General features: G+C 39.3%; 22 protein-coding genes. 16 read left to right on the top strand and 6 right to left on the bottom strand.

Going from position 1 to position 21661, the window contains the following annotated elements; genetic code table 11:
- Positions 1–2: 2 nt before the first annotated feature.
- Positions 3–302 (bottom strand): hypothetical protein, encoded by a 300-nt coding sequence (locus VRUMOI_RS15810; RefSeq protein ID WP_038151902.1) that lies wholly within the window; start codon positions 300–302, stop codon positions 3–5.
- 307 nt (positions 303–609) lie between these two features.
- Between VRUMOI_RS15810 and VRUMOI_RS15805 the strand changes: the two genes are divergently transcribed.
- From VRUMOI_RS15805 to VRUMOI_RS15775, 7 genes are all read left to right on the top strand, one after another.
- Positions 610–1005, top strand: a complete 396-nt coding sequence (locus tag VRUMOI_RS15805) for an OsmC family protein (protein ID WP_089140388.1) — start codon at positions 610–612, stop codon at positions 1003–1005.
- A 107-nt stretch (positions 1006–1112) separates the two neighbouring features.
- Complete coding sequence (locus tag VRUMOI_RS15800; RefSeq protein ID WP_089140387.1) at positions 1113–1274, top strand: YqaE/Pmp3 family membrane protein; 162 nt, start codon at positions 1113–1115, stop codon at positions 1272–1274.
- A 147-nt stretch (positions 1275–1421) separates the two neighbouring features.
- On the top strand, positions 1422–2129 hold the full coding sequence (gene phnR, locus VRUMOI_RS15795) for a phosphonate utilization transcriptional regulator PhnR (protein ID WP_089140386.1): 708 nt from the start codon (positions 1422–1424) through the stop codon (positions 2127–2129).
- Positions 2130–2175: 46 nt separating this feature from the next.
- Entirely contained in the window at positions 2176–2709 is a 534-nt protein-coding gene (locus VRUMOI_RS15790) for an NUDIX hydrolase (RefSeq protein ID WP_089140385.1), read from the top strand.
- Positions 2710–2818: 109 nt separating this feature from the next.
- The gene (locus VRUMOI_RS15785; protein ID WP_162598437.1) at positions 2819–3667 is read left to right on the top strand and encodes a tetratricopeptide repeat protein; all 849 of its coding nucleotides are present in this window, start codon (positions 2819–2821) and stop codon (positions 3665–3667) included.
- Positions 3668–3699: 32 nt separating this feature from the next.
- Positions 3700–4437, top strand: coding sequence for an AzlC family ABC transporter permease (locus VRUMOI_RS15780; RefSeq protein ID WP_089140383.1), 738 nt, complete (start codon positions 3700–3702; stop codon positions 4435–4437).
- Positions 4434–4748, top strand: a complete 315-nt coding sequence (locus VRUMOI_RS15775; protein WP_089140382.1) for an AzlD domain-containing protein — start codon at positions 4434–4436, stop codon at positions 4746–4748. Before VRUMOI_RS15780 ends, VRUMOI_RS15775 begins: the two co-directional genes overlap by 4 nt.
- Before the next feature lie 47 nt (positions 4749–4795).
- Here the strand turns inward: VRUMOI_RS15775 and VRUMOI_RS15770 are convergent, their stop codons facing one another.
- The gene (locus tag VRUMOI_RS15770; RefSeq protein ID WP_089140381.1) at positions 4796–5917 is read right to left on the bottom strand and encodes a DUF3541 domain-containing protein; all 1122 of its coding nucleotides are present in this window, start codon (positions 5915–5917) and stop codon (positions 4796–4798) included.
- 238 nt (positions 5918–6155) lie between these two features.
- Here VRUMOI_RS15770 and VRUMOI_RS15765 point away from each other — a divergent pair, with 238 nt between their 5' ends.
- Positions 6156–6905, top strand: coding sequence for a phosphatase (locus VRUMOI_RS15765; protein ID WP_089140380.1), 750 nt, complete (start codon positions 6156–6158; stop codon positions 6903–6905).
- 7 nt (positions 6906–6912) lie between these two features.
- On the opposite strand, the gene VRUMOI_RS15760 is transcribed toward VRUMOI_RS15765, so the two are convergent.
- Positions 6913–7824, bottom strand: coding sequence for a LysR family transcriptional regulator (locus VRUMOI_RS15760; protein WP_089140379.1), 912 nt, complete (start codon positions 7822–7824; stop codon positions 6913–6915).
- 146 nt (positions 7825–7970) lie between these two features.
- Between VRUMOI_RS15760 and VRUMOI_RS15755 the strand changes: the two genes are divergently transcribed.
- Both VRUMOI_RS15755 and tdh read left to right on the top strand, forming a co-directional pair.
- Positions 7971–9167 carry a glycine C-acetyltransferase gene (locus VRUMOI_RS15755; RefSeq protein ID WP_089140378.1) on the top strand — a complete coding sequence of 399 codons (1197 nt, stop codon included), beginning with the start codon at positions 7971–7973 and terminating at the stop codon, positions 9165–9167.
- Positions 9168–9187: 20 nt separating this feature from the next.
- Complete coding sequence (tdh, locus tag VRUMOI_RS15750) at positions 9188–10222, top strand: L-threonine 3-dehydrogenase (protein WP_089140377.1); 1035 nt, start codon at positions 9188–9190, stop codon at positions 10220–10222.
- Between the two features lie 616 nt (positions 10223–10838).
- Here the strand turns inward: tdh and VRUMOI_RS15745 are convergent.
- From VRUMOI_RS15745 to VRUMOI_RS15735, 3 genes are read right to left on the bottom strand one after another with little or no spacing between them, the layout of a single operon-like run.
- Positions 10839–11192, bottom strand: a complete 354-nt coding sequence (locus VRUMOI_RS15745; protein WP_162598436.1) for a hypothetical protein — start codon at positions 11190–11192, stop codon at positions 10839–10841.
- Positions 11193–11194: 2 nt separating this feature from the next.
- Positions 11195–12412 (bottom strand): beta strand repeat-containing protein, encoded by a 1218-nt coding sequence (locus VRUMOI_RS15740; RefSeq protein ID WP_089140375.1) that lies wholly within the window; start codon positions 12410–12412, stop codon positions 11195–11197.
- A 15-nt stretch (positions 12413–12427) separates the two neighbouring features.
- Entirely contained in the window at positions 12428–13003 is a 576-nt protein-coding gene (locus tag VRUMOI_RS15735) for a hypothetical protein (RefSeq protein WP_162598435.1), read from the bottom strand.
- 328 nt (positions 13004–13331) lie between these two features.
- Here VRUMOI_RS15735 and VRUMOI_RS15730 point away from each other — a divergent pair, with 328 nt between their 5' ends.
- The 6 genes from VRUMOI_RS15730 (at position 13332) to VRUMOI_RS15705 (ending at position 21648) form a co-directional block, all read left to right on the top strand.
- The gene (locus VRUMOI_RS15730) at positions 13332–14009 is read left to right on the top strand and encodes a LuxR C-terminal-related transcriptional regulator (RefSeq protein WP_089140373.1); all 678 of its coding nucleotides are present in this window, start codon (positions 13332–13334) and stop codon (positions 14007–14009) included.
- Complete coding sequence (locus VRUMOI_RS15725) at positions 14006–14476, top strand: curli production assembly/transport protein CsgE (protein ID WP_089140372.1); 471 nt, start codon at positions 14006–14008, stop codon at positions 14474–14476. The genes VRUMOI_RS15730 and VRUMOI_RS15725 overlap by 4 nt, the downstream gene beginning before the upstream one ends.
- 9 nt (positions 14477–14485) lie before the next feature.
- A complete protein-coding gene (locus VRUMOI_RS15720; protein WP_089140371.1) occupies positions 14486–14890 on the top strand; it encodes a curli assembly protein CsgF in 405 nt (134 codons plus the stop codon).
- 16 nt (positions 14891–14906) lie between these two features.
- Positions 14907–15740: a CsgG/HfaB family protein gene (locus tag VRUMOI_RS15715; protein WP_089140420.1), complete on the top strand. Its 834-nt coding sequence runs from the start codon at positions 14907–14909 to the stop codon at positions 15738–15740.
- Positions 15741–16591: 851 nt separating this feature from the next.
- Positions 16592–17908, top strand: a complete 1317-nt coding sequence (gene sbcD, locus VRUMOI_RS15710) for an exonuclease subunit SbcD (protein WP_089140419.1) — start codon at positions 16592–16594, stop codon at positions 17906–17908.
- Positions 17905–21648 (top strand): AAA family ATPase, encoded by a 3744-nt coding sequence (locus tag VRUMOI_RS15705; protein ID WP_089140370.1) that lies wholly within the window; start codon positions 17905–17907, stop codon positions 21646–21648. The genes sbcD and VRUMOI_RS15705 overlap by 4 nt, the downstream gene beginning before the upstream one ends.
- Positions 21649–21661 lie beyond the last annotated feature (13 nt).

Raw genomic sequence — 21661 nt, 5'->3', positions numbered from 1 at the left:
AATTAGAACTTATTGTCTCCGTTGTGATTAGCATTGTCTCTGTATGTGACAATTACCTCTTTCTTGGTCGGACTCGTAGTGTTGTTTGGTTCATTTACTGAACTTGAACGATTCAATAGAGCAATTATCATTAAAATAAAGAATATAGCTACAAGTGCTATGATTATGAAGAAAACTCTGTCCGAACCGAGTAAAGATATAATTTGCTCACTAAAGAAGTGTCGCATTAACAGGGCGAATAACAACCCTACTAAACCAACAGCTCCAGTGACTTTGATTATTCCTTCCCATTCTTTGATCATAGATGCGACACCCTGATTTTTTCAGCAATGATGCACTAAGTTGCATTTATTTTCCAGAATCTTGCTCAAGTTTGCCAAAGTTCATACAAGCTTTCCTGCTCGATTTGTTGCTCAATGCCAGACGCGGTTTAGTAGCAATCTGCTACCGATTTGTTCAATAGGCTTTTCTTTCTAAGTTTCAATAGTAGTTACACGTCTTCTTACTACCAAACATGAAAAGCTATTCCTCGGTATGGATTTTTCTTATCTGTCATATACGGATATAATCAGATTGTTAAAAAATGCATTTTATCGAGATTATTGAGTTATGAAAGCAGAAGTTAAGTGGATTGAAGATTTAAAATTTGTTGGTAAAACAGATAAAAATCAAGAGATTATAATGGCAAGTGGTGACAGTACTTATTTCTCACCAATGGAAATGGTATTAATGGCGGCCGGTGGTTGTAGCTCTGTTGATGTGGTTGATAGTCTCAAAAGTGCGGGGCAGAAGATCGAGTCTTGTATCGCGAAACTAACCGCAGAGCGTCGAGAAACCGCACCAAAGTTATTCACCGAGATGAATATCCACTTTGAGTTAAAAGGTGACCAATTGAACGCGGATAAAATTGAAAAAGCCGTTTCTGATTCGTTAGAAAAATATTGTTCAGTCTGTTTAATGTTAGGGGCGGGTGTTAAAATGACGCACAGTTGGTCAATCGTATAAAGTTTCTGTCTGAGCAGAGTTAAAATTATGCAATAAAGTTGATTTTAGTAGATATATCAACTTAACTATTTGATAATAGTACTTTATTGAACTCTAGGAGATTTCGAATGGATAATAAACTAGTTGCGATTATTTTAGCCGTACTATTACCACCAGTTGCGGTATTTTTGAAATGTGGTCTAGGTAAAGATTTTCTAATCAACATCGTATTGTGTTTTTTCTTCTTCTTCCCTGCGATGATCCATGCATTGTGGCTTGTGACTAAGTAAAAGCTTTTTCATTGCTAAAATTGTAAATAATATAAAACGCCTCATGCCTCGTATGAGGCGTTTTTAATTTTTTAAAAGCAACCGAAATAGGGCATGATAGAATTTGTATAAATATCAATAATGTCATTCAGGGTAATGGGGCAACCAATGCAGTATGTGAAGATTAAAGAGGCGATTGTAGAGCAAATAGAGTCTGGCCTTTTAATGCCTAAACAAAAGTTACCTTCCGAACGTCAGCTTGCGGAATCTTTCAGCACCACGAGAGTGACATTGAGAGAAGCATTATCTTTATTGGAAGCTGAAGGTAAGGTTTATCGTGAAGATCGTCGAGGATGGTTTATTTCACCAGAGCCTTTAATTTATGATCCTAACCAAGCTTTGAGCTTTTCAGCAATGGCTTTGGCACAGCATCGGAAGCCTGATACAAAACTAATTACTGCGAAATCTATGTTGGCGAATAAGTTCGCTTCTAAGCTATTAAAGCTTGCCCCTTTTAGTCATGTTTATAGTATTGATCGTGTGCGTTATTTAGATGAACGTCCTGTCGCTTTTGTGACTAATTATGTTCAGCCTACCTTATTTCCTAATCTGCTTGAGCATGACTTAAACGCTTCTTTAATTGACGTGTATCGTGATCAGTATCAGCAAGAATATCAATGCATCCGTTATCGAATCACGGCTTCCTCGTTAATGAGCACAACTGCTCAGGCGCTACGTGCTACGTCAGGTAGTCCTGCTACACTGGTTGAGAAAATGCGCTATAACCAAGATGGATTATTACTTGATTGTGCCTTGGAATTTTGGCGACATGATGCGATGTGTATTGAATCTGTCGTCAATTTCGCTAGTGAATAAATTGTTATTGTGTGCGTCAACTTAATTATTAGAGATACTGTTATTCATGAAATTATTACGTAGTACCGTTCACCCTGATGTTCAAGCGTTGTCTTTTCAAACTGTTATACAGCGTTTATCAACCCGTGCGATTGCTATGCAAGGTGACGATATTCTGTTGCTCTATACAGAGCGTTATCACGATTATAGCTTGCCTGGTGGTGGGTTAGAGGATGGGGAAGAGCAAATAGCAGGAATGATTCGTGAGTTAGAAGAAGAAACGGGTGCACAAAATATTCGCAATATTGAACCGTTTGGTTGTTATGAAGAGTTTCGCCCCTGGAACAAGGATGAGGCCAATGTAATACACATGCTGTCTTACTGCTATACCTGCGTTGTGGATAGAGCGCTTGGTGAAACGCGGTTTGAATCCCATGAAGTCAATAATGGTATGAAGCCAGTTTGGATTAATATTCATGAAGCCATTGAACATAATTTAAAAACCATCGAATTAAGTGCTAAAAAAGGCATGTCGATAGAACGGGAAACTTTTTTGCTTCAGTTGATTGCGGAACAGTGCTTAGAAAAAGCGAGTAGCTAGCCTAGAGTATCGCTGCTATGCCTTATTTATGACGGCGATAAGGCTATAATTTCGTTGTATTTATGTTAAGGTTTGTCACTTAAAGACGACAATAATATAGGACGAAATTATGAAGTGGTTATGGATTGTACTGGTATCGTTATTGTCATTTCAGACGTTAGCAGCTGAACCTAAACAATATTCAGAAACGGAAATGCTCGATCGTCCTCTGATGGAACGCTATATCCTCGATGAATTGAAATCATTACGGACTGATCAACAAGATCTGGAACGACGCTTAACGGTACAAATTACGGATCGTGAACTTGCAGTTGCAGATAAATCCCTCAATTATTCAAACATTACCGTGACTTACTTTTTCTACATCATTGCCGGTGTGGCTTCTTTGGTGGCACTAGTCGGTTGGCAGTCCCTAAAAGAAATTAAGCACAATACCAAAGAAATGGCTGATAAGCGTCTGAATGAAATCACCATGTCTTACGAGAAAAAATTTAGCGCTTTGGAGCGTGACTTAAAACGTAAGACGCGGATCATCACAGAGAACAACCGAGAAATTGAGATTATCAATGAAGTGCATAATTTGTGGCTTCGTGCGCAGAGTGCTCAAACCCCTGAGCAAAAAATTGAAACTTATGATGAGATTTTAAAAATTCGTCCTGGTGACCTTGAAGCACTTACTCATAAGGCCGACTCCGCGATGGAGATCAATGAGTACCATTGGGCATTGAGTATTTGTAACCGAGTGCTAGAAGTTGATGATAATAACGCGCATGCTTTATATCAACGTGCCTGTGCTTACTCACGATTAGGTGCAGAAGAGCAAGCCATTAATGATCTTGTCTTAGCGATAGAATCCAGTGCCTCTCTGAGAGAGTTAGCATCAGATGAACCAGATTTTGAAATGTTGAGAGGCAATCCTCGTTTTGAAACACTGATTGATAGCAATGAACACTCTTAATATTGAGTTTTTTAAGGCAGCAATAGAAAGATATGGACAAAACATCTTCAGATATTTCCCGAATATCGCAAATATGGCGAGGCGCTCTAGCGATTGCTCCCTTAAGCCTTGCGGTTATTCCTTGGGGTTTATTAGCGGGGTCTTATGCGATTGATATTGGCTTAACGTCGATTGAAGCTCAAGCGCTCTCCGCTATTTTATTTGCTGGAGCAGCACAATTAGTGGCAACAGGAATGTTTGATGCGAATGTTGGGCTATGGACGATGCTACTTACCACCTTTTTTATTACTTCTCGTCACTTTCTTTACAGTATGTCGATGCGAGAAAAGATCAGCCCTTTATCCCTTAAATGGCGTTTGTCGTTAGGATTTCTGCTGACGGATGAATTGTTCGCGGTTTGTGGGCATCAAACTCAGCAAGCCTTTAATCGTTGGTATGCATTAGGGGCAGGGCTGAGCTTTTATTTAGTGTGGAACATGGCGAGCTTCATTGGCATCATTGCCGGGAAGCAGATCCCGAATTTAGATGAATGGGGTTTAGAATTTGCGGTTGCGGCAACTTTCATTGCTATCGTCATTCCGACAATTAAATCTTGGCCTGTCTTAACATCGGTTATTGTTGCTTTGATCTCATCTGTTTTACTTAGCTATTGGAAAATCGAGGGTAGTCTTATTATTGCTAGCTTACTAGCGATGGTTGCTGGTTACTTGGTTGAGGGAAAAGCCAAAAATAGTGGAACTTCTCATTCACATAGTGAGGGGAAAGCATGATTCTACTTTCAATTCTCGCGATGACGGCAGTCGTGTTTTTAAGCCGCTATTTGTTTCTTTCCCCTAAATTGCCATTAAAGCTAAATGGTAATGCGCAACGATTGCTCAGTTATTCTAGCCCTGCGGTTTTAACCGCTATCTGGGCGCCCATCGTATTCATCCATGATGATGCATTATCCATTTCTTACCATAATCCCTATTTGATTGCGGCTATCTTAGCGGCCTTTATTGCTTGGAAAACAAAGAATGTAATTGCGACAACGGTTTTGAGTATGGTTTGTTTTTTTGTCTTAAATTACTGGATGAAATAAAAACACCTCTTTATTTGTTTAATAGTAAAGAGGTGTTCAATGCGGCCTTATTTTTTGACTAACCCATAAGGCAAATCTTTAAATACCGCTGGTTGCTGTGAGATTGTTGGTGCGGCATTGGTACCTTGCCAATTAAGTAGCATAATCGCCAATACATTTCGGTGTTCACCTTTTCTCAATTCAAAATCGCCATCAGTAGATGGGATCATTCCTTGTTTCTTATCAATGGCATGAGCAATAGTGGCTTGTGTATCGGCCAGTGTTGGCGAGTCTAGTTTTCCTGCGAGTAAATAACTGATGCCCACTTCAGCAACTACATCATCTTTAGTGCGCTCTAAAATTTGTTCAATATTCTTATCGAAGTAGTCATAAATCCAAGCAAACTCTTTTGTATCAATTGGGTGTTGATAGTATTCAGAGGCAGCAAAAATAATATGGGTTAAACCATAGATTTTATTGGCATATTGTTGGTCGGAAAGCTGTTTATCTTGGCTATCTGGGTAGGTCTTTTGAAAAGCCGTAATGAAATCATTGACCACATCTTGTTCATCTAACTGACGTAACCAATATACTTGGTTGGCTAATTGAGCTGCCCACGCTTTGATCATTTCAGGATCAGTTGCATAAGGTTTAAAATCAAATTGACGAATTAGGTTATGTAAATGTTTATTGTATTTATGCTTCAAACCATATTCATCGGCACGAGCCATAGCGCCAAGAAGGTCAATACCTAAAAATAAATATTCCGGTTTATCTTTAGTCACCTCGTAGCGCATTTGAGTGCGAGTGGTTCCTTTCGTTTTATAATATTGTAGTTTTTTCTGACCGTATGCTTTTGCTTGCTTTGGGGTTTGAATTTCAGCGGCAATTTCATTCAAGGTACTGGCAACTCTTGCCATATCCGACCAAACGGCGGCTGAGTATTTAGGATCTAAAGTTTGGCGGAACATCCTTAGTCCGTAATGCCCTGCTGTACTGGCATTTAAGGTATATAGTTGGCTTTCAAACGTGTGTTTAATCAGCTCTGCATCCTGTTGATAGCGAGTAGCTTGGATGGAAGTGGTTGGCTGAAGTTGGTTATTTTTTGCGAAAGCGGTGGGAGTGAAAGCGAGCTGTGATAAACCTAAAATGGCAATCGTAATAAAGGATGCCGGTTTGAGCTTAAGCATAAGAATATCCTTTTCGTTTTGATGATGGATTCAATGGCCTTTTATTATTATAAATTACACTTGTTTAGGCGTTCTTGTATTAATTATTTGCATTTACATGGCAAAATTGACAGTAAACTTACCTAAGATAATGGCTCAATCTGATTGGGTGAATTTCTTTAAGTCGTTAAGTGGATTTTTAATACAGCAGTAACTTTAAAATGCTATGGTATTGGCTGATGTTTTAAGGAGAAATATGATGCAGATACAAGTTGATACTCATACCCACACTTATGCGAGCGGACATGCTTACAGTACGTTAATCGAAAATGCCCAGTGTGCGCAGCAACATGGTATGAAGATGTTCTGCACGACTGACCACGCTTCAAGTATGCCGGGCGCACCTCACTATTGGTTCTTTAATAACCAGCGCATATTACCTCGATTTCTTCATGATGTAGCGGTTTTACGAGGTATGGAAAGCAATATCATCAATGAATCTGGAGAGGTTGATATTCATCCAAGCTGCGATGAACATTTGGATTGGGTGATTGCCAGTTTTCATGAACCTGTATTTGCTCCGTCAACGAAAGCCATCCACACAACAACGCTAATCAATGTAATTAAAAGCGGGCGTATTGATGCACTTGGTCATTTAGGCAACCCGAGATACGATTTTGATTTTAAAGCCGTTGCTGAATGTGCCAAAGAGCATGATGTCGCCATTGAGTTGAATAATTCCTCATTAAAAGGTGGCAGTCGAGCGGGCAGTGAAGAACGTTGTGAAGCGATCGCATTGGCGGTAAAAGAAGCGGGTGGTTATATCACGACAGGAACCGATGCGCATTTTGCTCATGACTTAGGCAAGTTTGAGAAGGTGAGTGAATTACTGGATCGTATTGAAATGCCAGCTGAACAGGTGATCACTCATACACCGAAACAGTTTTTAGCATTCTTAGCAACACGAGGGCGTCAACCGATCGCTGAATTTGAAAGCATGGCGATTTAATTCGTGTTTATATCGGCAAATGTTTCACTGCATAATCAATAAACACCTTTAGACGCGTCGGCATGTATTTACTCGACGCGTACTGCATGGCAATGACCCCGTGATAGTTGCCTTTAATCGTCCAATCTTCTAACACTTGAATCACTTCACCATTGCTTAAAGCTTCTCTAATTACAAAATCAGGGAATATACCAATCCCTAATCCATCTTTGACACCATTCAAGCGCATTTGAGAGTGGTTTACCGCATAGCGACCAGACACTGGGATCGTATGGGTTTCATTGCCTTTTACAAAGTCCCAAATGTGATCGGTACGAGTTTCACCAAGGTATAAACAATCATGGAGTCTGAGTTCGGTTGGGTGCGTCGGTACTCCTTTTAAAGCCAGATAATCAGGGCTAGCACACAATGACAGGTTAACCTTGCCGAGTTCTCGAGAGATTAAATTTTCATAAGGCTTATCGGTTAAACGAAACATGATGTCGATGCCTTGCTCTAGCATGTCGATATCGCCATCAGAAACTTTGAGTTTAAGTTCAATGTCTGGATAACGTTGTAGAAAGGGGGTAACAATGGGTTGCAGTACGATACTTAGAAAGGCTTTGGGCGCGGCGATAGTAATGGTACCCACTGGCGCTTCATGTTCTGCATTGGAGATATCCACGGCTTGTTGAGCAGCGTTCACCATGGCAACCGATTGTTGATAAATTTTTTGGCCTGATTGAGTAATTTGTAGAGTGCGAGTAGTGCGGTCAAATAGCTTTACAGAAAGCGAGGCCTCTAAGCGCGTGATGAGTTTACTTAACGCAGAAGGGGTGACACCTAATTCTTTTGCTGCTGCCGTAAAACTACCTTTATTGACCACTAGTATGAAAGTGGCTAAATCGGGCAAAAGAGCGATCAATCGAGAGTTAAGCATGTCACTACCTCCAAGCTGCTAGTCTATTTGTGAATTCAGTTCACTAATGTTTTTCCATGCGGGGGGATAATAGTCTTTTATGGCATAAACTAGAATAGATGTTAGGTTTTTAATTGAAAAAATCACAAATATAAAAAGGAAATTTCATGTCTTCTGCATTCTACAGTCAAATTAATCAACAAATTGAAGATGTTAAGTCTGAAGGTTTGTACAAATCTGAGCGTATTATTACTTCTGCGCAAGCTGCTGCAGTCTCTATTTCAACAGGCGAAGAAGTATTGAACTTCTGTGCAAATAACTACCTCGGTTTAGCAAATCACCCTGATCTGATTGAAGCGGCTAAGCAAGGCATGGACGAACACGGTTTTGGTATGGCTTCCGTTCGCTTTATTTGTGGTACACAAGATGCACATAAAGAGTTGGAACGTAAGCTTTCTGACTTCTTAGGTATGGAAGATACGATTCTTTACACATCGTGCTTTGATGCAAACACTGGTTTATTTGAAACCATTCTTGGGGCGGAAGATGCAATTATTTCTGATGCTTTAAACCATGCCTCTATCATTGATGGTGTTCGTTTATGTAAAGCAAAGCGTTTCCGTTATGCCAATAACAACATGGCTGAACTTGAAGCACAATTGATTGCCGCTGATGAAGCGGGCGCACGCTATAAATTGATTGTAACCGATGGTGTATTCTCGATGGATGGCGTGGTTGCAAACCTAACCGCCATTTGTGATTTAGCCGATAAATACAACGCGTTAGTCATGGTTGATGACTCTCACGCTGTGGGCTTTATGGGTGAAAATGGTCGTGGTACGCACGAATACAATAATGTAATGGGCCGTATTGATTTGATCACCGGAACATTAGGTAAAGCGATGGGTGGCGCTTCAGGTGGTTATACTTCGGGTAAGAAAGAAGTCATTGATTGGTTGCGTCAGCGTTCTCGCCCATACCTATTCTCAAATTCAGTAGCACCTGCGATTGTTGCAGCTTCAATTCGTGTGATTGATCTACTGGCTGAAAGCAATGATCTTCGTGCTAAACTTTGGGAAAACGCGGGCCATTTCCGTACTCGTATGACAGAAGCTGGCTTTACTATGGCTGGAGCTGATCATGCGATTATTCCTATTATGCTTGGGGATGCAAAAGTCGCTGCTGAGTTTGCTGAGCGTGCGCTTGAAAAAGGCATCTATGTAGTGGGCTTCTCATTCCCAGTCGTGCCAAAAGGCCAAGCTCGAATTCGTACTCAAATGTCTGCAGCTCATAGCAGAGAGCAACTTGATCGCGCGATTGATGCATTCATCGCAGTTGGTAAAGACATGGGCATTATCGCTTAAATCGACTTTAGGAAATCACAATGAAAATTAAAGCACTTTCAAAATTAAAGCCTGAAGAAGGTATCTGGATGACTGAAGTCGATATGCCAGAGATGGGTCATAACGACATTTTAATTAAAATTCGTAAAACGGCTATTTGTGGTACTGATGTGCACATCTACAACTGGGATGAGTGGTCTCAAAATACCATTCCATACCCAATGGTAGTCGGTCATGAATACGTGGGGGAAGTGGTTGGTATTGGCCAGGAAGTAAAAGGTTTTGAAATTGGTGACCGTGTTTCTGGTGAAGGCCACATTACTTGTGGGCATTGCCGTAACTGTCGTGGTGGTCGTACGCATCTTTGCCGTAATACCACTGGTGTTGGTGTTAACCGTACCGGTGCATTTTCGGAATACCTAGTCATTCCAGCATTTAATGCCTTTAAGATCCCAGATGAAATTTCTGATGATTTAGCGTCTATTTTTGACCCATTTGGTAACGCTGTGCACACCGCTCTTTCATTTGATTTAGTGGGTGAAGATGTATTAATCACCGGTGCTGGTCCAATTGGTATTATGGCGGCAGCAGTTGCCAAGCATGTTGGTGCACGCCATGTGGTGATTACCGATGTGAACGAATATCGCCTAGAATTGGCTCGTAAAATGGGCGTAACTCGCGCTGTTAACGTAGCTGAAGAAAAACTAGAAGATGTAATGTCAGATTTAGGCATGACCGAAGGGTTTGATGTTGGCTTAGAAATGTCAGGTGTTCCTTCTGCATTTAACGCTATGTTAGAAGGCATGAACCACGGTGGTCGTGTCGCATTACTTGGCATTCCACCATCCGATATGGCCATCGACTGGACTAAAGTGATCTTTAAAGGTTTAGTGATTAAAGGCATCTATGGTCGTGAAATGTTCGAAACTTGGTACAAGATGGCGAGCCTCATTCAATCAGGCTTAGATCTAACTCCAATTATCACACATCATTTCAGCGTTGATGATTTCCAAGAGGGCTTCGACACTATGCGTGGCGGGCTTTCTGGAAAAGTGATCTTAGATTGGACTAAGTAATTAGCCCATAAGATTGATAATAAAAGCGCACTTTCGGGTGCGTTTTTTTATGCCCTTAGAACTTGTTTAGAAAAGCAATAAAGCCCTAATTTAGCCCTAATATTCTAAATAGTCTTTTGCTTAGCGATAGGCTTTCCTTATTCCTCCCAAGTCCCACAACGACTGGAACAGGCTGAAAAAGAAAAAGGCGATATCACTTATCCGCACGGCGCCTCAATAGTACTTTGTCGTAAGGGCGTTGATGCCCACCGATAACGACACTCGGCAATAAATACGATTGGATATTCAATTTGGTGATTTTTATCATTAATGAGATTGTGATTTTATCGCGTGATGATTTGTTGGTTGGCATTGCATCGCTGGAAATTTTCTTCTTGCTAATCATTTTGTTTGGTTTTTATTTATAATCCTGTATATCTAATCCCCCAATTAGATTTCGGTGCAAAATGCCCCGTATGTAGTAGTAAGTATATGTGTTATTTTTAGCCGCCTAGTCTTTACTCCTAGGCGGTTTTTTTACTTGAAAACGCAGGTTTTGTATCCAATCCTCAATAACTCGTATGAGCATTGGGGATTTTTTATTTTTGATATTGAGGGGTTTTTCTTAAGGTGAAATCTACCTTGTGACAATATGACATTCAGAGTCTTCCATCACGACTTGATAAGTTAGAGTTGTGCGATTACTTATTAGTTCTAAGTTAAGCGGTAAATCTGAAATAGAAAATTGAAATTGATTGGAAGAATGACCAGATACTTGCGACATCATTGTGTTGCCACTTTTACTCGATATCTTAACTTGTATAACATCAGCGTTGGTGGTTTTTAGTATAACTTTTGTTGCTTGCTCTGTTGATTGACAGCTGAGCTCTGAATTTGGGAATGGTTTAAGCATATTCATTTCAGCCGCGAGAAGTTGAGTAGACAAGAAAAGAGCGGCGCAGAGCGCCGCTATTGTATTAAAAGTTTTCATGATTACCATTGGTTTGTAACAGCTAAGTTATTCCAACCACTAACCGTTGTGTTCGCTACGTCATGACCATTTTGGAAAGTTAATGCAGTATTATTTACACCACTTACAGTAGTATAAGCAGTATTCATTTCACCTACTTGCACCGTTACAGCATCGTTAAACCAGCCAGAAACATTGGTACCAGAGATGTTACCCTCACCAAATTGGTGGGTAAGAGAATCATTTCCAACTCCAGATGTTGTCGCTGATGCTAGGTTACCTTCACCAACTTGAAGGATACTAGTTTCATTAAATGCACCAGAACCACTAATGTATGCTTCGTTGCCTTCACCATATTGGTCAATTGAAGCACTTGAAGAAAGGGCACCATTTAAACTAATACCAGCAGTATTCATCTCTCCATTTTGATCAATAGATGATGTTACGCCACCTGAGTTCATCACATTAATATAACCCGTGTTAGCGGTACCTTCTTGATCTACAGTTGATAATACACCGCCTGATTGGCTAACACTAATTCCAGCGGTATTCATACCACCATCACTAGCATTATTTTGATTAATTGCTGAGCTTACGAATATAGATTGATCCGTAGAGATACTAGCAAGATTTGAGTTCGAATTATATTCAGGAAAAAACCCCGATGAAGCAGTTGAGCTTTGATTAATCGTTGAGTTTACAAATGCTGAATTTGTTGTTGATATATAAGCAGTATTGTTACTGGATGCACCATTAAAAAAACCAAACGAAGATGCAGAAGCACCTTGGTTAATTGATGAATTTACAGCTGCTGAATTTGTGGTTGTTATACCTGCAGTATTTGAACTAGTTGCGTTGACAAGCAAGCCAAACTCTGTAGTTGATGCACCTTGGTTAATACTAGATGTTGTACCAAAAGAGTTTGTTGTATTCACTGATGCAGTGTTTTGAGCACCTAGCGCACCTTGACTAACAAAGGCGTTGTTACCCGCACCACCTGCAATCGATACATTAGAAGTACTTGCTGAGCCTGCTTGAAATACAAGAGCGTGATTGTTATAACCTGCTGTCACAGAAGCATTAGATACGTTTCCGCCATCATCCCCAAGGCTTAATTGAGTGACAAGAGCTGAGCTCGAACCACCAGAAACATTAATGTAAGATGTATTATCCACCGCTAGCGCGTGTGCACTAAATCCAGTGGCTAATATAGTTGAAATTGCAATTGTTAACTTTTTCATAATAAATTCCTTCTATTATTTTAGTGTCATGCTGATATTTCTATTCATACCATTAATTATTATTAAACTTTGTTGTCCAGATTGATTTATATTATATCCAGACATACTTACACTGCTGTTGTCGACAATATAAGCAAGGTTACCATTACCTAGTTGAGAGATTGACCCATCTAGGCTATCTCCAGACTGGCTTAATATGGCTTCATTTTCGTTTCCGTATTGACTAATAGAACCGTTATTACCACTTCCATTTTGAAGAATAATGGCTAAGTTACTATTTCCATATTGATCTATATTTGCACTGTTGGCTTCACCCCCTTGATTAATCAATGATTTATTATTTCTCCCATTTTGATTGATGGATGCGATATTTCCCGATTTATAAGAGCTGTTCTGCTCTATATAAGCATGATTGAATTCACCAGATATATTTATATTTGCCATGTTTCCAATGTGGTCAGGGCTTAATTCTTCATTTATAGAAAGCTCACTTTTACCTAAGTCTAAATTTGCTAATGCAACATTTACTGATAAAAAATAAAAGAGAGCGCTTATGATCTTAAAGAAGAGCAAGTTTTTTATTTTTATCATTTTTGTACCCATTCCCTATGATTTATTTAATAGGGATTATGGTATCGAGTTCTACTTGTGGCTATAAACTAATAGTTGAATGTTTAATATATTAAGTAAACTAAAGTAGTAGCTGTCCATTGTGTTTTTTACTGCAAAAGTTTTATGCCAAAAAAAATTCTGAACCTAAGTTTACACTGGCTTGACATTGTCCTAACCTTTCTTAAATAAATTTGAACTTTTTGTCGAAGCTTTCTTATAAATGAGAATTAGACAAAAAGCATGTGGATAACGATAGATGTAATGGATGTTTCAAGTTATTTGTCTAGGCTGAACATATCGGAAAGCTATGCAGGATTTAGAATGGAGAGGAACCATGGATGAAAGACTTTACTTGATTACGAGCAAGACATTGCAGTCTTCTTTGCTCAAAGAAAACTTAGAGCGCGAAGTTAATAGAAAAATTGACCCTGTCACATTTTCAAATTTTCTAGAGTTAACTAATACTCCGAACATATCTGGGATGCATGTGATATTAGATATGGAATATATACAAGATAACATGATTAAAGTTTATTTAAATCATATGCATAGTGAAGGTAGGAAAGTTAAAGAGATTCTTATAAATAATAGCCGAGATATCAACGTTTCTTTTATTTTACAGTTTCCAAATGTTGTCGGTGTTTTTTTTAAAGATGATTGCCTAGGCAATATAACTACAGGGCTAAATGATATATTGCTAGGTCGTTTTAGCTTATCAAGTGAACTATCTCAGAAAATTATTGAATATTATCGGAAAAATGATCTTTTTTCTTCTAGGGCTTTTGCTGATTTAACTTGTAGAGAAGAGGAGATATTAAAGCTTCTATTGGTAGGGGCTTCTAATGTTCAGATTGCAGAGCAGTTGTTTGTCAGTGAAAATACAGTAAAAACACATTTGCATCATGTATTTAAAAAAATAAAAGTGAGAAACAGACTGCAAGCTTTGATGTGGGCTAAGAAATACAAATTTGATGGCGCGATATGAAGCGATTTAATTTTAGGTTTGTTATTTTAATTATTTTTACTTTAGTGGCTTTTTATTCTGTCGCTGAAGATGAAGGTAGTAATAATTCAATAGATAGCAATCAACCCATTGATGAAACTAAAATATTGCCAGATACAGAAGGCGGTATAAACGGGTTGATTGTTGATCAGACTATGACTGTACTCGGAAGAAATTTTTATTTTTATTTTTCACAAAAATTAAATGAAAAACATGAAAATTTATCCATAAATCTTAGTGTTAAAGAAAGACCAACGGCATTATCTGGCAGCATTATTACCATCTTTCACTTTAACACTCCAATATATAGAACAAGCTTATCACCGGGTTTACAACAAGCTGAATTAAAGGCTGATCAAGCCGTTGATAGCATTTCCTACTACTTATTAAGATGGAAGCTAGACAGGAAGTTCTCTGATAAAACCGATCTTGCTCCTGATGAGCTATAAGGTGTAATTATGAAAAGGACGTTTAAAAAAATCATATTAATAAGCTGTGCTATGGCTGGATTTGATGCTACAGCAACAGAGTTAGTGTATCAGCCAGTTAACCCAAGTTTTGGAGGAAACCCGTATAACGGTACTCATTTATTAAATATTGCAAATGCCATTAATCAGTATGAGCCAGATGATGAGCTAGGTTTAACCGCCGCTGATCGATTGCAAACGACTTTACAATCAAGGCTTTTGAATAATTTATTAGATGATGTGAGTTCGGGGAAATCTGATGGTGGCCAGCTTGAAACAGACGATTTCATCTTAAATGTGGTTGATGACGGAAATGGTGGTTTAACTTTGAACATTTACGACAAAGTGACTGGTGAATCATCAGTGATCCAAGTTAGTGACCCCTTAGGCAATTGAGATGGAGAATCGAATGATGAAAAAGTTTTATTTAGTCGCCATCATCATGGCATTAACGGCTTGTTCAAACTCCATTTCAATTCCTGATACTGAAGAAGAATCTAAATTGATGTATCGAGGTGTTGCTTATAAAGATTTGATTAATTTGCCTAAGCCACAAGGAATTATCATGGTTTCTGTTTATAATTTCAGAGATCAAACAGGTCAATACCGCCCTCAGCCTAATAGTAACTTTTCTACCGCGGTGTCCCAGGGGGCAACGTCGTTATTGACGATGTCTCTTATCGATTCTGGTTGGTTTGCTCCACTTGAGAGGGAGGGCCTTCAAAACCTATTAACAGAGCGAAAAATTATACGTGCGGCCCAGACCAAAGGGGAAGCTTTTAATCAAGGAAATCAATTACCTTCACTCCAATCTGCGAATATATTAATTGAAGGTGGTATTGTTGCTTACGATACTAATATTAAGACAGGAGGACTAGGTGCTCGTTATTTAGGTATTGGAGCATCAGGTCAGTATAGAACGGATCAGATTACAGTGAACTTACGCTCGGTTGATGTTCGTACCGGAAAGATCTTATCCAGTGTTACGACAACAAAGACAATATTATCTTATGAAGTCAGCGCTGGTGCATTCCGTTATATCGATTATAAAGATTTACTCGAGGTTGAAATGGGTTATACCAATAATGAACCCGTCAACATTGCTTTAATGTCGGCAATTGATACTGCTGTGATCTATACGGTAGTTAAAGGCATCAAAAATCATTTATGGAATCCGGCCAGTGTGGATGAACTCAATAATCCAGTTTTTCAGAGATATGTAGATGATAAAGTTGAAGTTTTATAGAGTCCGCTAGATCTTACTTGAACGGTAATTTTAATAAAGATGCTCACTTTTGTGGGCATTTTTTATGTGTTTAAAGTCGTAATTTTTGATTAACTTAAGTACATGAGTGTTTCACATCAATGGCTGTAATATTTGTGTAGCATGTCGATGTAACTATGTCATTCTCAAGTCTAAAGCTGATAAATTGAGCCTCATTTAGAACTTGGAGTTCTGATAAGGGAATATAGGAACATGTCACTATAAAATGTTGGAATGTATTTACATTTCACAATTTTAGAGATGCTATTCACACTTTTGATGACAGGGTTAAGCAGAAGCGCTAGAATTACGGTCTGTTTAGAGTTGTTAAGCAGTGTTATCTTTGAGTTACATTAGTGGTTGATTTCATATCACAAATTTTCAATGAAATAGATTGTAAATGTGTGATATTGCATTTTAGTTTTCCCTCTATAAAACGGTAACCACTAGATAATTCTACATTTTAATTCTATTGGCGAGATACATGTTGCTTGTTGTATAGAAAGTAATCTTTAAAGATTGTCTACTATTAACAAGCAGTGTATTGGTAAAGCGACGAAATTAGTCGCATACCACGTGTTCGTTTAGCTTTTGGTTTGGCCGCCGATCAGCTAAACAATTGAACACATATTGGTGGTTACGCATAGCTGGCCGTTACTTTTGTGATGGTTTTTGTAACGAGCTCAGGTTAAATTTCCTGAGCTTTTTTTATGCCTGCTCAAAAGAATTTCGCGTCAACTTTTGCAATAAAATTTATGCTTCCCTCTTTTTTATTCAATCGTTTATGGCACAATCCCAACCATATTTTTAAGCAGGTGCGTTCTTTATTTATTATGAAAATCATCCACACTTCAGATTGGCATCTCGGTCAAAATTTCTTTACAAAAAGTCGTAGGAATGAGCATCAAGCTTTTATTCATTGGCTCCTTGAACTGGTAAAAGAACAACAAATTGATGCCGTCATTATTGCAGGAGATATTTTTGATACTGGCGCGCCACCGAGTTATGCCCGTGAGATGTACAATCAGTTTGTCGTGAAGTTGAGTCAGCTTGGTACCACTCTCATTGTTCTAGGTGGCAACCATGACTCCGTTTCGATGCTTAATGAATCTAAAGATTTACTCGCTTGCTTAAATACTTATGTTATCGCGAATACGACGGAAAATGTCGATGAACAGGTGATTTTGCTGGACGATCGAAACAAGCAAGCTGGAGCTATTTTGTGCGCTGTCCCTTTTATTCGACCGCGAGATGTATTGCAAAGTGTTGCTGGTGAGACCAGTACCCAGAAGAAACAAGCTCTAGGTGAGGCCATTCAACGTCATTATCAAAATTTACACGCCCAAGCGTTAAAAATACAAAACGAGCAAGAGCAGAAAATCCACCGCAAGTTACCGATTATCGCGACAGGACATTTAACCGCGTTAGGGGTGACGGCCTCAGAATCGGTTCGTGATATTTATATAGGCACTCTAGAAGCCTTTGATGCGAATGCTTTTCCTCCGGTGGATTACATCGCCCTTGGCCATATCCATAGACCACAGATTGTCGCCAAGTCAGAGTCTATTCGCTATTGCGGTTCCCCCATTCCTTTGAGCTTCGATGAGATTAAAACCAAAGCGACTGAAAGTGATAAAACTGGCAAAAGTCATCGTATGTTATCAAATAAACAAGTGGTATTAGTTGAATTTAATGAGAGTGGGAAGCGAATTGAACCACTGCCGATTCCAATATTTCAATCGATGATGACGTTAAAAGGGTCACTGGAAAGTATTGAGTCACAGTTGCAGCAATTTACTGATTCAGAGCAAACCGTTTGGCTGTGTATTCATGTAGAAATTGACGATTATTTGTCAGATTTACAGCCAAGAATTCAATCCATGACTGAACATCTTAATGTTGAAGTCTTACAACTTCGTCGTAGCCGTTCTCAACAGGCTCAATCTCTGACTCAAGTGAGAAATGAAACACTTGCAGAACTGACTCCTAAAGATGTGTTCAATAAACGCATGAGCCTGGAATCCTTTGAAGGGGAAGAGGCACAAGCTAGACAGTCACGTATAATGCAGCAATTTGAACAAGTCGTTTCTGATGTCATCAATCAACACAATGACAATCATGAGTCTGATGATAAGGAAGTGAAGGAATGAAAATTTTAACGGTTCGCTTCCAAAACTTAAACTCATTAAAAGGAGAGTGGAAGATAGATTTCACTCAATCCCCTTTTGCTGAAAATGGGTTATTTGCTATTACAGGGCCGACAGGGGCTGGTAAAACTACATTATTAGATGCAATGTGTTTAGCTTTGTATCACCAAACGCCACGCCTTGGTCTTATTTCTACTTCTAGCAATGAAATCATGACCCGAGGGACAGCTGAGTCCCTCGCTGAAGTTGAGTTTGAAGTGAAGGGCAAGCGTTATCGGGCATTTTGGAGTATGCGCCGCTCGCGAGGTAAGGCGGATGGTAATTTGCAATCTGCGACGGTTGAACTTGCTGAAGTCGAAACTGGCAAAATTATCGCCAATCAGGTTAAGCGTAAAGATAGCTTGCTAAAAGAGATAACAGGGCTCGATTTTTCGCGCTTTACTAAGTCGATGATGTTATCGCAAGGTCAGTTTGCTGCGTTTTTAAATGCAAAAGAATCTGAGCGTGCCGAGCTACTGGAAGAGCTCACTGGAACAGAAATCTACGGCCAAATTTCAGAAAAAGTGCATGAATACTTTACGGATGCCAAACAAAAATTGGCGGAGTTAGAGTCTCAAGCGAAAGGCGTTCAGTTGCTTTCTTCTGAACAGGTTAGCGAATTTAATCATGAGTTAAAGGAAGTTAGACAGTGCCTACAACAGAACAAAGAACACTTGCAGGCCTGGAATGAACACCGTTATTGGTGGCAGCAATATCAAGCTGCGCAACAAGCCATTAAAGAGGCTGAACAGGCCCAAGACGACATCAAGCAACAGAAAATAAGTGCACAAGCCCAGTTAGATAAACTGGCCAAAAGTGAGCCTGCTGAAAAATTAAGAATGCCTTTTCAAACTTGGCGCAATGCGGCTAAACAACTTGATTTGGTTACTCAACAATTAACGGTAAAACAAAAAGACTTTTCATCGTTATCTCAAGATAAACAGCCAAAGCAGCAAAAATTCGAAGAAGCCACTTTAGCGTTTGAACAACAAAAGAATGCCCATAGATCGTTATTGAGTCTTATTGATGAGAAGGTTCAACCACTTGATCACGATATCGCACAAAAAGAATCACAAGTTTCTCATTTAAATGATCAATATCAGACTGAAAGCCAATATTCCAACCAAACACAACAAGAGCTTAATCAAGTCTCCTCGGCATTGAAGCAGGAACAGGCTCAGCTTTCCGTTTGTGCTGAATATTTAACTCGGAACTCAAATGATGAAGCATTATCACAACATTTAAACTCATGGCAGCTACAAGTTGATCAAATTTCCCAAAAAGGACGGGATTTATCAGATTTAGAGAAAAATATTCGGGCGGACAAAGAAGAAAAGGTCAAGCTTGATGACGCGATAGCGAGTGAAGAAAAAAGGCATCAACAATACCAAGTAGAGTTGCATGGTAAAGAAGCGCTATATAAAGCAGCCAATCAGGCATGGCTTGATATAACAACGAATAGCCAACACACTCGAGAACAGTTGGAGCAGAACATAGACAGCAAAACGCAACAACGCCACTTAGTTTATCAATTGAGAATTAAGCACGACGCTTGGTTAAAGCTATCCCAATCGTTGGAACGTGACGCGCAAACCTTAGCTGAACAAACGAAACATCAAAAGCAATTAAGGGAATATTGCGATTCTCTACGTCAGGCTTATAAAGCCAAAGATGCCGAGATACATAGCTATGCGAAGCTTATCGATCAAGATGTACAATTTGCTGATTATCGAGCGAAGCTGAAATCTGGTGAAGAGTGCCCATTGTGTGGCGCTACTGATCACCCAGCATTAAATAATGTCGTGGCATTAAATCGCTCGCAAGTAAGCGTTGATAAAGAACGAGCAGAGGCTGAGAAAAAAGAGATCGAGGCAAAAGGAATGAGAGCTCGCTCAGAGCTTGATTCTACTACGCGCCATATTGATGAATTAATGCAGAAGCAGAGACAAGATAAAACAGAATTGACCACGATTGAACAGTCTTGGGCTCAGAGTTTTGTCGACCAATCGTTATCAGTATTTTCAATTGAAGATTCCACTCAGTTACAACAATATGAGCTTGATATTCCGCAACAAATTGAAAGGCTTAAGAATACACTTTTACAAACCCAACAAGCAGAAAAGCATTTAAATTCATGTAAAGAAGCTCTGCAATTGTGCACCTATGAGCAAGATAGAATCAAAGCGACACTGGATAACCTGAAACAGCAACAAAGCGGCTTGTTAAAGCAAAGTGCAGTAAAAGAGCAATCATTACAAGCGTTAAAAACGGAAAGAACAAAAATCTATCAAACATTGTGTGAACATTGGCAGGCATTAGGCTATTCATTACCCGATTATCAATTAAATCAAAGTTATGATGTTTCAATATTGAACCAGTGGCTAGAACAAAAACATCATGATTGGCAAAAATGGCAACAGCATAATAAAAAATCAGTTGAACTTAAGCATAAAATAGAACAAGCACAACAAGATAAAAATCGCCTAGAGAAAGTGCTCATCGAGCAGGGAAATAAGCTGGAAAGACTTCATAAAACATTGGCTTCTGAGGTGGAGCAGCTAGCGAAATGTAAACAAGAAAGACAAGCCTTATTTGGCCAAAGAAAGATTGTTGAAGAAAAACAAACAAGCCAGAAAAAGTTGGATGAAAAAGAGCTCGCCAGTAGTACCGCTCAACAGGATCTTCACCGCCTACAAGTTCAGCTAGAAAAATTGAATGGTGAAATTGAAAGTATTCAAGCGCAGCATAAACAGCAAGCTCAAGCTCATCAGCAATCGATAGAAGCATGGGAACGAGCATTAGCCGAGAGTCCATTTGATGATCAGATGATGTTTGAGGCGTCGTTACTTAGCGAAAAAGAAAGGCAGACACTACTAAGGTTACAGCAAGATATTAATAATAAAGCCGAGAGAGCACTTGCCTTGGTTGAAAACGCTCATCAACAATGGAATAAAATTCAGCAACATGAGAAGGCGATAGAATGGCTGAAAACGGATTATGAAGCGGTACTCAAATATCATCAGCAAGCGTCGGATAGTCTCGATGCTCAAACTTACCGCATAGGCCAAATTGAACATGAATTAGAAAGTGATAAAAAAAGGCGTGAAGGCCAACTCGGATTATTTAAGCAGATCGAAGCACAACAATCCTATTATGATGATTGGCAGTACCTACATGCGTTAATTGGCTCCAAAAGCGGCGATAAATTCAGAAAGTTTGCTCAAGGGCTTACTTTAGATAACTTGGTCTATCTTGCCAATAAGCAGCTAGAAAAACTCCATGGGCGTTACTTATTACAGCGTTCAGGCGTTTCAATCGAGGACAATGACAATTTAGCGACCGATGGGCTAGCGCTATCGGTGATTGATACATGGCAAGGTGATACGGTTCGAGACACTAAAACGCTGTCTGGTGGAGAAAGCTTTTTAGTGAGCTTAGCGTTAGCGTTAGCCTTATCTGATTTGGTGAGTCACAAAACCAGTATTGATTCCTTATTCTTAGATGAAGGCTTTGGTACATTGGATGCCGATACTTTAGATATGGCTCTGAATGCATTAGATAATTTAAATGCATCGGGTAAAATGATAGGCGTCATTAGCCACATTGATGCAATGAAAGAACGAATTCCCGTGCAAATAAAAGTCAATAAACGCAATGGGCTAGGAATGAGTGAATTGGACGCTTCATTTCGCGTGCCTTCTTAATAAACAGAGACAT

Source organism: Vibrio rumoiensis, assembly GCF_002218045.2.
Taxonomy (GTDB): domain Bacteria; phylum Pseudomonadota; class Gammaproteobacteria; order Enterobacterales; family Vibrionaceae; genus Vibrio; species Vibrio rumoiensis.
The sequence above is the reverse complement of the archived record's forward strand: the minus strand, read 5'-3'. Positions and strand labels throughout refer to the sequence as shown.